A 10,029-nucleotide genomic window follows, 5' to 3' on the forward strand; every position below is an offset into this window, starting at 1 on the left:
ATGGCCGGTTCGGGGAAGGGGCTGAAATGCCCCCTCCCCAGGGTCATTAGAAGATGAAGAAATCTTCTGCGGAGAGATCGAGATTGCAGCCCAGTTGCGCAAACCGAACAGCTTCGACGTCGCCCGTGCCGTCGGCGTCGTATGACAAGGTGCCGTCATCGATATCGTAGATAATGCGGTGATCGGCATCACGTATGACGCCCCTGGCGCTTTTGTGGAATGCGCCGAAGTCCAAGGCACCCTCGCCGCCCACTTCGGTGAAGATGAAGCTGTCGAGCAGGATGATATCATCCATAACATTGAAATCAGTAATCCGGTCGACATTGTCTTCCCCCAACTCTGTCGAGAAGCGGAACGTATCCTCACCGGCGCCGCCGGTCATCGTGTCGGCCTTGAGCCCGCCATCGAGCATGTCGTTGCCCTTGCCGCCGCGCAGGATATCGGCTCCGGCTTCACCGGGTTCGACCGGTGCGGGCGGGAAGTCGACGGAAACGTTTATTTCATAAGTCGAGCCTTCGGGCACTTCTTCGGCCCAGCCGCCATCCGGCGCGTCAGGCGACCATCTGCCTTGCAGGATGTAGTAGGTGTCGGTTTCTTCGACGACGAAAACCGTGCTTGAATCCCGCCGGCTCGTCGATCCGGGGTCACCGCCGCCATCATCGTTCTCGGCCACGATCTCCCCATCGCTGTCGAGCAACCGGATCCAGCTGTCATGCACGTTGGGGTCGGCGATCCCGTCAACATCGATCGTGATGATCGACCCGGCCACCAGATCGATGCTGTAGTAACCGCCCTGGCCGTTTCCGGTTGCGTTGACGGTGGTATGAAGAACGGTGGTCGAGTCGAAGATATCCGGATCTTCTTCGAGCGAGAAGTTGTCGGACATGTCGAACGCAGTTTCGATGGAGTTGTTCGTGGCATCGGGGCCGAGCGTGGCATAGCCCGTCCCCATGCCCGGCGTTGGCGGTGCGTCGTCCTGATCTGCGAAATCACCAAAGAGCGTATCATCCCCCCTTGCACCGCGCAGGATATCAGAGCCACCCTGGCCAATCAGGACATTGGCCGTATTGTCCCCTTTGATCCGATCATTGAAACCCGACCCGGCGAGGTTTTCGATCGACCGGTAGGTGTCATTCTCGGATGAACCACGTTTGAGATTGAGCGTCACACCACTGGTCGCATCGGCATAGTCCGCCGTGTCACTGCCTGCACCACCGTTGAGGATGTCGGCCCCTTCACCGCCGGTCATCGTGTCATCGCCCATGCCGCCGGACAGTTCATTGACCCCGGCCGTGCCGATCAGGTGGTCGTCATAGAAAGAGCCCACGGCATTCTCGATATCGACGATGATATCGTTGCGGAACGTGGTGCCTCGGCCGACGATCTGGACCGGGCCATCCGCATCACCCCCCTTGGCCGTGCCATTGGCAAGGTCAACTGTCACACCAGCGGAACTGCCCGCATAGACGACCGTATCGATCCCGTCGCCGCCATCCATGTAGTCTTGTCCGGCGCCGCCAATGATCGTGTCGTTGCCCCCCTCACCGTAGAGGATATCGCCATCATTGCCGCCATCGAGGATGTCATCCCCATCCCGACCGTTGAAATTGTCACCACCGCCCTGGCCGATGAAGTGGTTGGCCGCCGACGTTCCGATAAAGCGGTCGATCCGATCATCGGAGCCGATCAGATTTTCGATGTCATAGAAGGTATCGCCCGAGGCCGTGCCGCCGCTGGCAATGTTCTGTTCCAAGTTGACGAGCAACTGGAACGGGCTTTCCTGACTATAATCCACGGTATCGATGCCAGCGCCGCCGCGGAAGATGTCAATGCCGGCCTGGCCGCTCATGATGTCGTCGCCAGCGCCACCATCGAGCAGGTCGTTGCCCTGACCGCCGAACATGGTGTCATTTCCACCGCCGCCATAGAGCGAGTCGTCGCCATCCTCACTCTCGGTCTGGTCTTCGAGGTCTTCGACATCGATGGTGTTGTTGACGTCCCGGCTGGCCAGAGAGTCACGCCCGCCGATAATCAGGTCATCCCCGTTGAGGCCAAAGATCGTGTCGTCGCCGTCGCCACCATCGAGGGTATCGTTTTCGTTGGTGCCAACGATGATGCTGGTGACCGTTCTGTCGCCGACGCTGGGGACAGGTGGCGTAACCCCGCCGCCCGGTTGGGGGGTGGTGCCATCGGCGTAGATGATATTTTCGACATTGGCGATTTGCTGGATGTCGAGGTCGCGCGACAGCAGGATAACCGTATCATTCCCGCCATTCGCCTCTTCACGCACGATGTCATCGACGGAGTCGACGAAATAGGTATCATCGCCGCCATTGCCCGCCATCCGGTCGCCACCGCCGCGACCATCCAGGACGTTATCCCCGTCATTCCCGATCAGGATATCAGAGAACCGGCTGCCGATGCCGGTTTCGATATAGTATTCCGTCTGATCCGCATTATGGCCGTCAAAGATCGATACGTTGTTGGTATGGCCATTGACGCTTGAAAACTGCCCGGCGCGCAGATCCAGGATCGTGCCCGCGGTGGAGCCCGAGAAATCGACCGTATCAGAGCCGCCCGTGTCATGGATGACGAAACCGATGTCGCGCAGCATACCGGTGGCGGTCAGTTCATAGCCATACTGCGTGCTGTTGAAGCCATAGATGTTATCGCCCGTGTTGAGGTCGATTTTTTGGTACGTCCGTTCGCCATCTTCGTCGACGGTGGAAAAGAAACGGCGGATGACGGCTTCGATATCGCCCATCAACGGGGTTGCGGCCGACCAGCGCGTGTCTTGCCCCACGTCGATCCCGTCGAAATAGGACATGACGCTGTATTGCTGGCGGTCATAGATCCAGGTCGCGTTGTTCAGATAGTTGATCTGCACACCGCCGGGGCCGCTGTAATTGTAGAGACCGGGGTGGTTCAGGCCAAATTCGTGGCCGAACTCATGGATGAATGCATCAAACACATAGCCGCCGATATCGGTCAGGTTCGGTTCGGTATCATGGAACCGTTGGCCAATGCTGATGATCCGGTTGGCCGAGAAGGCGCTGCCATCGTTCTGCTCGCCCAGTTCGGGGCTGATGATCTGCATCCAATGCGCGTCCTCGTCATAGGGGACGTCATCGACAATTTCGAATTCCATGGGCGTAACCGAGGCCCACATCTCTAAAGAGCCGATCGCGGCTTCTTTGTAGTCGGGGTGATTGTTCAGTTCCTGAACGTTGATCACCAGCGGCTCCGACGCGATTTCAGGTGTCAGGCTGCGGGGAAGAGCGCCAAGATAGTCGAGGTAAGGTTCGTAATCATCGCTCTTGCCGAAGGGGTTGTCCGGGGTCTGGTCATTGACCCACCACGGCTCGCTGGCATTGTCATCGGCAAAGCCCGCATTGATCGCTGCGTTAAGGGCCGCTCCCATTTGGAGTGAAGATGCCGTGTCTTGACGCGTTGTCGATGCGCTCGAGTTCGCTTGAAACCCACTCTTTTGGGAACCTACCTTTTCGAAAGAATCCACTTGGTCGGGGCCGTACCCCAGTTCACACATCATGCACATGTTCGGACCACCTTTTTTGATGCCAGAGTTGTTGGGTCAAGTCGCTGGGTTGGGAAAAGCGACGTTCTGATGCTTGGTTGATCACCTCAAAATTGATTGGATTTCCTACACTTGAGACAGCCGATTTGAGCAGTACGTGCATCCCGCTGGGGCATTGGCTGCAATGCTCTGCTCGTGACAACTGTGACCAGTGAGCGTCAGCATCCTTTGTCAGACGGATGGCCGGTTCAATGCCCCCGGAACGAAATCCAACTCGGTCGAGTGCCACCACGGTCGAGCGCGGTACAGCGCATCTCGCTTCCGAGGGAGGGCTGATCGGGCGTCTAATCGTCGGTCGGTTACTTCGCTTGGAGACAGCATATTTTGGGGTCCCTCTATGACAACCTCGGGTAATAGCGGCTGTACGGTTTTGGTCCTGCCAACTACCAACAGGCATCGCGTGGATGACCTGAGAAACTTGTCACTCACCTCAATCATGAGGCGGTATTTTCGAGGTGTCCATGGGTTCGTTCACAAAATATTTATATTTTTTGTTTTTCAAATCATAGAGATACAGAAAAACTTAGATTTATCATTAAAATACAGCGTGATAGCCGATTGATATCAGCACACCATAGCCTTTCATTAAAGGCTATGGTCGCTATCCATATGAGTATATGCACAAATGAAAGGCTGAATAAAAATTATCGCTCAACTTAAGGGTGATAAAAAGATAAACCTACTGATAGGTAATAACTGTGCTTTTACAAAGTATAGAGGTACCTCTACCCATCCGTATTCAAGTTCCAGTGGAGCCAGCGTTCAGTTTTTTCTTTGAACGGGTTTATATTTAGCAGGCCGGAAAATGCGGATCACTCAGGGATCCAATTTCTGGAACAGAGCAGGCGGCGTTCGTGTGGCGATCACGCGGTATGCAGTCCGTTGGCAGGCGCTTTTGGCATCGCACATACCGAGGCTGATGGGCTGCGTCGCGGATCTGTTTTTGCGTTCGACGCACCATAGGCGGTTGAATTGACGGTAACCGGTCTGGTGGCGGTGAAGGGTCTGCCGCTAAAGACGTGCCTGGTTCAAACCGGCCTCGACCGCGTCGTGCAGTGCCCCATTGCTGGCCAGAAACGACCCTGATGAAAGCACATCTTGATCAGCCCAAAGGGGGGTGAAGCGGCCACCTGCTTCCCTTACGATCAGCATGCCAGCGGCGATATCCCACGGGCCGAGGTTGCGTTCCCAATAGGCGTCAAACCGACCCGCCGCGACATATGCCAGATCAAGTGCGGCTGCTCCCCAGCGCCGCAACCCGGCCGTTTGTGGCATCAGTTGTCGAAGGTCGTCCAGACAATGCGGCAGGTAGGTCGTGCGCCCCCCGGCGGGCACGCCCGACGCGACAACGGCTGCGCTGAAAGGCACGGCCTCGCTTACCGTGATGGCCTGCCCGTTCAGATAAGCGCCCTTGCCATTCTCGGCGCAGAACATCTCTGCCTTGGCCGGATCGTAGATCAGGGCCGCTCGTGGGTCATCCCCCTGAAATAGCGCGATGGACACGGCCCAGTGCGGCAATCCCTTCAGGAAATTCGTGGTCCCGTCCAGCGGATCGACGATCCAGCGCAACCCATCCTGGCCGCTGGCACGCTCTTGGGTTTCCTCACCCAGCCAACCGTAATCGGGAAAGTGCCGCATCAAGTGATCAAAGATCACCTTTTCCGCCTGTAGATCCGCATTGCTGACAAAGTCGCCGCGCGTCTTTTCCGTGATCGTCAGCCCCCCAAGCTGCCGTGATGCCACGCGCAAACCCTGCCCAGCCAAAAGCGCTGCATCGGCCATGATGCGAAGCGTCGTTGATGCATTTGTTGGGAGCCATCGATGCGCGTCATCCGTCATATCGCACCCGATGGCACAGCGTGGAGGGATCATGCAAAATCCCATCATAGGCGGCATGTAAATCGTCGAACGCTGTCTCGCCCGAGATCAGGACATCCAGCGCAGGGTCATTCAAAAGCGCCAGCGCCTTGCCCAACCTGCGGCCGAAATCCCAACGCGCGGCCTGTTTGGCAGGCACCCGCCCGACCTGAGAGCTGATGATCCGTAATCGGCGCTGGTGAAACCGGCCGCCCAGCGGCACTTCGGTGCGTTGCGTGCCGTACCAGCTGGCCTCGACCACAGTTGCCTCGGTCCCGGCCAGAGCGATCCCAAGCGACAAACCGGCAGAACTGGCCGAGGCATGGATGACGATATCGGCTTCCTCCGGTGCTGTATCTGGCGTGGCAAAATCACAGCCCAGTGCGGCGGCGATGGCAGCCCGGCCGGGGTCGAGGTCCACCAATGTCACCTCGGTCCCGGGTATCCGGGCCGCGAGATAGCCCGCCAGCGCGCCCACCACGCCACAACCCACGACCACCACACGGTCGCCGATGCTGATCCCCGCATCCCAGGTGATGTTCACGGCGGTTTCCATATTTGCCGCCAGCACGGCCCGGGCGGCAGGCACATCCACAGGCACGGAAAGCGCCATATGGGAGGGCACAGCAAAACGGGTCTGATGTGGAAACAGGCTGAACACAACCTCGCCTTGCCGATCACCGCCCTGCACCTCGCCCACGGCGGCATACCCGTATTTCACCGGAAAGGTAAAATCCCCATCCTGAAACGGCGCGCGCATGCTGGCATGTTCGGATACGGGCACCTGGCCCTGGTAAACCAGACGCTCTGTCCCGCGGCTGATCCCGGTGAACAAGGTCTTGATGTCCAACTCGCCATCGCCAGCGTGATAGGTCGTGTCACGCGGCACGGCCTGTTGCGCATTGGTGATCCACAGCGCGCGCGCGACTGTCACAGGCTGTGGCCCGATTTCAGCGCCTTGACCGACAGATAGTCCTGGTTGTGCATGTTGCGCCCGACACGCAAGGGCAGTTGCTCAACCACGGCGACATCGCCGTCATGAAAGGTCTGCACCTTGGCCGGATTGTTCGTCAAAAGCCGGATCGCCGAAAATCCCAGAGCGCGTAGCATCCCGGCGGCCACGCGAAAGTCACGCTCATCGTCATCATAGCCGATGCGATGGTTTGCCTCGACCGTGTCAAGGCCCTGCGCCTGCAAAGCATAGGCGCGCATCTTGTTCGCCAACCCAATGCCCCGCCCTTCTTGATTGAGGTATAACAAAACGCCGGAGCCCTCCTGCCCCATCCGGGCCAACGCTGCGCGCAGTTGCGGACCGCAATCGCATTTCAGGCTGCCCAGCACATCGCCGGTAAAGCAGGCCGAATGCACGCGCGCCAGAACGGGCTGGTTGCGGTCGGGCGTGCCGATCTCTATCGCGTAATGTTCTTTGCCACCGTCAGGGTCGCGGAAGATCTGCAAACGGCCCAGATCATGGGCCTCCAGCGGTAGCGCCGCCGCGGAGACCTGCGCCAGTGCAGGCGGGATCAGCAAGGCCTCCAGAGCCTGATCCGCCACCAGCGTGGCAAAGGGCAGATCATCCAGGTTTGCATCATCCTCTACAGTGAATATCGCAACCGCCGGTAACAGCTCCGCCAATTTGACCAGCTTGATCGACAGGCCGTGCAAAGGCGTCTGCAGGCTGCGGATCATGTGCAAGGGGCCAGCTGGCCGTCGGTCTGCATCAAGCTGCGGGTCGGAAAGATCCTTGAACCACTCAAACCCGGCCGATGCAGGGGGGTGCAGCCGCACCAAAGGGTCGTCGATATCGCCGACAGCAGGCATGATGGCCTGCGCGCGTTGCGCTGTCAGGATCAGTTCCGGCGTGCCAAGTCGCTGCTGCAAGGCCTCAAATCGCGCCTGCGACAGTGGTTCGACCGCGATAATGACGGCGCGGTTGCCTTGATGCGTCAGCAGGCAGGGCAACCCCATCGCAAGATCGCTGCGCGCCCGTGCAAGACGCTCGGCAAGGGTCGGCAAAAGACAATCAGATGTGGTGGGCATGTCAGGGATCTCGTTTCCGGTTAAAGGCGGGGGCCCTCAGCGGGCCGTATTCCACTGGTGCAACAGGCCGCTACGATGGGCAGTGCATCGGCAGGGCTGAGCGCACAATCAAACAAGACGTCGCTACCAAGGTTATAAACCGCCGTCTTGGGGCGGCGCGCCTGTGCCAGCGTACCAATGGGAGCAGTCGTCAGGCTTTGCGGGCCCGACCCAATCAGCAACGGTGCAATCGCGACATGCAGGCGGTTCAACAAACCCATCTCAAGGAATTGGGTGATGGTGACCCCGCCACCTTCGATCAGGATGCTTTTGAAACCCCGCTGTTGCAGGGCTTTTAGAATATCTTCGGGGGCGATCCATGGCGCGCGCGGCAGGGTGATCGCCTCAACCCCCGCCGGACGCTCCTTGGCGACCGCCTGGATCACAATGCGTTGGGCCGACGTATCCGCCAGCAGACGCGCGTCATTGGGCAAACGCCCGTCCGGGTCAATGACCACACGGGCGGGGCTGGTGCCATTGGCCAAACGCACGGTCAGTTGCGGGTCATCCTGCAAGGCGGTCTTGACCCCGATCACCACCGCATCGGCCAAGGCGCGCAGACGGTGCAGATGGGCCAGACCGTCCTTGCCAGACACATCCTGTGCATCACCCGTTTCCGTCGCGATACGCCCATCCAGCGATTGGCCGATCTGAGCAAAGACCTGACAAGTGGCTGTCGGCTGCGCCAAGGCACCGTAAAGTGCCAGCGCCTGCGCCTCACCCCAGGTCCAATCGCCGCAACACAGACAGGCCGCACCCGTTTTCACGTCAAGAATCCTTTCCCATACCTGATGAGTTACGTCCACGTGCTGCATTTTATTCTCCAACTTTCCGCGGCAGGGCGAGAATATCGGTATGCCCAATGTATCCCGCGGTCTGCGCAACAGTCGCGCGGCGGTTGGCGGCCCAATCGCCCGCCTGCGCGCAACCTGCCTCTGCCGCAGCCTCCCCGATGCCGATCAGTAAATGATCATGCAGACGCGCCTCTGCCGGTCCCAGTTCCCATGGGCTGTCGCCCAAACGCACGTCAAACCCGTGCTGGGCAAAAACCTGTGCCGCTGCGTCGCTTGCGGTTGGCCCCAATGCGGGACCGATCCCTTTATCCGTGCGCTGATGCGCATTGAACGCAGCCGTCACATCGGCATCCGCCGCATGTGGTGGGACCCAGCGCATCACTCCGTTGTAATTGAGCGCCCCGTAAAACGGGATAGCGGCGGCCCGCAACCTCTGCGCCAACACTGTCACCCACACCAGCGGCATCAGATCCAGCAAGGCGGAGGCTGTGACCAGGCGCACCCCATCCAGCGGCAGTTGATCGATATTGCGCAGATCAAAGACCACCTGCTCCGCGCCCGAGTGCCGCGCCTGCGCAATATCCAACAGCGCCTTGTCCCCATCGACAAAGCGCCATTGCCATGTGGCGCAGGCGGCATCGCCAAAAGCACGTGCCGTTGATCCTGTCCCACTGCCCAGATCGACCACAATGGCCTCGCTCCCGGCATGGGTTACGGCCTGCGCCAGCAAGTCGGCGTCGCGTGACGCGTGATCCACCGGTTCGCGCAATGCAAGCCAGTCAGGTGAGAACCCCACCCTTAGATATCCGCCTCGTACCAGCCGCGCGCCACATGGCTTTCTTCTAGTGAGACCTTGATGCGGCACACCCGACCGTTATCGCCCAGGCCCGTTGTCTTGGCGGCGTCGCGCAACTGCTGCCAGATGTAATGGGAGAGGAATTCTGTCGTGGTGATCTTGCCCTTGAAAGCCGGCACCTCGTCCAGATTGGCGTATTTCAGGGGCTTCAGCGCTTCGGCCAGCGCGTCGAGCGCGAGACCGATATCAACGACTAACCCGTTCTCATCCAGATCCTTGGTATAGAAAGCGGCATCCACCACAAAGGTTGCCCCATGCATCCCTTGTGCCGGACCGAATACCGGCGAGGGCAAGGAATGGGCGATCATCACATGATCACGAACTTCAACTGCAAACATTATTTCCTCAATTCCATCTACATTTCCTGACGCAAGACGACGATGCTCAAATTAGTCGTCAGGAACCTATCTACAAATCCAACATATTATACAATTTAAATCAGGACTTTATCGGACTGACCGGGAACCTCCGCCATTGCCAGGATGATGGTGGGCATATTGGCCCATCGTCGGAAACACCTCATTGCAAAGGCTACGGTTGCGCCAACGCCTGTCACCTGCCAAGTTGGCCTGTGCGGATTATGTTGGCCACTTCGATACCATTCTGTATCGCAAGTGAACCGAAGCCAGACACAGCGTTTGACGAGATAGCCAACGCCAGAAACCGTTGAGTGGCTGACCTGGTCCCCTGAAATGTCCTTGATTCAAGGTCAGCCTGTTCTCCAACTGACCTGCTCCCCTGAAATGTCCGGTGTTTTTGGTTAGCCTGTTCTCCAAGAAGGAGACAGATGATGAAGAGAAGCCGTTTCAGTGAAGAACAGATAATCGGGATATTGAAAGAACATCAGG

7 protein-coding genes are annotated in these 10,029 nt (G+C 58.6%); all 7 read right to left on the minus strand.

What is annotated here, in order from left to right:
• Positions 1-46: 46 nt before the first annotated feature.
• On the minus strand, positions 47-3,421 hold the full coding sequence (locus IU397_RS19570; RefSeq protein ID WP_204416985.1) for a M10 family metallopeptidase C-terminal domain-containing protein: 3,375 nt from the start codon (positions 3,419-3,421) through the stop codon (positions 47-49).
• A 1,185-nt stretch (positions 3,422-4,606) separates the two neighbouring features.
• Positions 4,607-5,377, minus strand: coding sequence for an inositol monophosphatase family protein (locus IU397_RS19575; protein WP_239479931.1), 771 nt, complete (start codon positions 5,375-5,377; stop codon positions 4,607-4,609).
• Positions 5,378-5,423: 46 nt separating this feature from the next.
• Entirely contained in the window at positions 5,424-6,386 is a 963-nt protein-coding gene (locus IU397_RS19580; RefSeq protein WP_204416989.1) for a zinc-binding alcohol dehydrogenase, read from the minus strand.
• The gene (gene ribA, locus IU397_RS19585; protein WP_204416991.1) at positions 6,383-7,492 is read right to left on the minus strand and encodes a GTP cyclohydrolase II; all 1,110 of its coding nucleotides are present in this window, start codon (positions 7,490-7,492) and stop codon (positions 6,383-6,385) included. Before ribA ends, IU397_RS19580 begins: the two co-directional genes overlap by 4 nt.
• A 20-nt stretch (positions 7,493-7,512) precedes the next feature.
• Positions 7,513-8,298, minus strand: coding sequence for a RibD family protein (locus IU397_RS19590; protein ID WP_370541734.1), 786 nt, complete (start codon positions 8,296-8,298; stop codon positions 7,513-7,515).
• A gap of 49 nt (positions 8,299-8,347) precedes the next feature.
• A complete protein-coding gene (locus tag IU397_RS19595) occupies positions 8,348-9,121 on the minus strand; it encodes a class I SAM-dependent methyltransferase (RefSeq protein WP_204416995.1) in 774 nt (257 codons plus the stop codon).
• Between the two features lie 2 nt (positions 9,122-9,123).
• Positions 9,124-9,519, minus strand: a complete 396-nt coding sequence (locus tag IU397_RS19600) for a 6-carboxytetrahydropterin synthase (RefSeq protein ID WP_204416997.1) — start codon at positions 9,517-9,519, stop codon at positions 9,124-9,126.
• Between the last annotated feature and the right edge of the window lie 510 nt (positions 9,520-10,029).

It is taken from the genome of Actibacterium sp. 188UL27-1 (genome assembly GCF_016901225.1).
Taxonomy (GTDB): Bacteria; Pseudomonadota; Alphaproteobacteria; order Rhodobacterales; family Rhodobacteraceae; genus 188UL27-1.